Annotated in this window: 1 protein-coding gene; it reads right to left on the reverse strand. The window is 42.9% G+C overall.

Annotated elements, in window-relative coordinates:
• Nucleotides 1–60: 60 nt before the first annotated feature.
• On the reverse strand, nucleotides 61–876 hold the full coding sequence (gene aph(3')-Ia / locus HFRIS_RS25105) for an aminoglycoside O-phosphotransferase APH(3')-Ia (RefSeq protein WP_000018329.1): 816 nt from the start codon (nucleotides 874–876) through the stop codon (nucleotides 61–63).
• Nucleotides 877–980 lie beyond the last annotated feature (104 nt).

A 980-nucleotide genomic window follows, 5' to 3' on the forward strand; every position in this document is an offset into this window, starting at 1 on the left:
GCCGTCCCGTCAAGTCAGCGTAATGCTCTGCCAGTGTTACAACCAATTAACCAATTCTGATTAGAAAAACTCATCGAGCATCAAATGAAACTGCAATTTATTCATATCAGGATTATCAATACCATATTTTTGAAAAAGCCGTTTCTGTAATGAAGGAGAAAACTCACCGAGGCAGTTCCATAGGATGGCAAGATCCTGGTATCGGTCTGCGATTCCGACTCGTCCAACATCAATACAACCTATTAATTTCCCCTCGTCAAAAATAAGGTTATCAAGTGAGAAATCACCATGAGTGACGACTGAATCCGGTGAGAATGGCAAAAGCTTATGCATTTCTTTCCAGACTTGTTCAACAGGCCAGCCATTACGCTCGTCATCAAAATCACTCGCATCAACCAAACCGTTATTCATTCGTGATTGCGCCTGAGCGAGACGAAATACGCGATCGCTGTTAAAAGGACAATTACAAACAGGAATCGAATGCAACCGGCGCAGGAACACTGCCAGCGCATCAACAATATTTTCACCTGAATCAGGATATTCTTCTAATACCTGGAATGCTGTTTTCCCGGGGATCGCAGTGGTGAGTAACCATGCATCATCAGGAGTACGGATAAAATGCTTGATGGTCGGAAGAGGCATAAATTCCGTCAGCCAGTTTAGTCTGACCATCTCATCTGTAACATCATTGGCAACGCTACCTTTGCCATGTTTCAGAAACAACTCTGGCGCATCGGGCTTCCCATACAATCGATAGATTGTCGCACCTGATTGCCCGACATTATCGCGAGCCCATTTATACCCATATAAATCAGCATCCATGTTGGAATTTAATCGCGGCCTCGAGCAAGACGTTTCCCGTTGAATATGGCTCATAACACCCCTTGTATTACTGTTTATGTAAGCAGACAGTTTTATTGTTCATGATGATATATTTTTATCTTGTGCAATGTAACATCAGAGATTTTGAGACACAACGT

It is taken from the genome of Herbaspirillum frisingense GSF30 (assembly GCF_000300975.2).
In the GTDB taxonomy this organism is placed as follows: domain Bacteria; phylum Pseudomonadota; class Gammaproteobacteria; order Burkholderiales; family Burkholderiaceae_D; genus Herbaspirillum; species Herbaspirillum frisingense.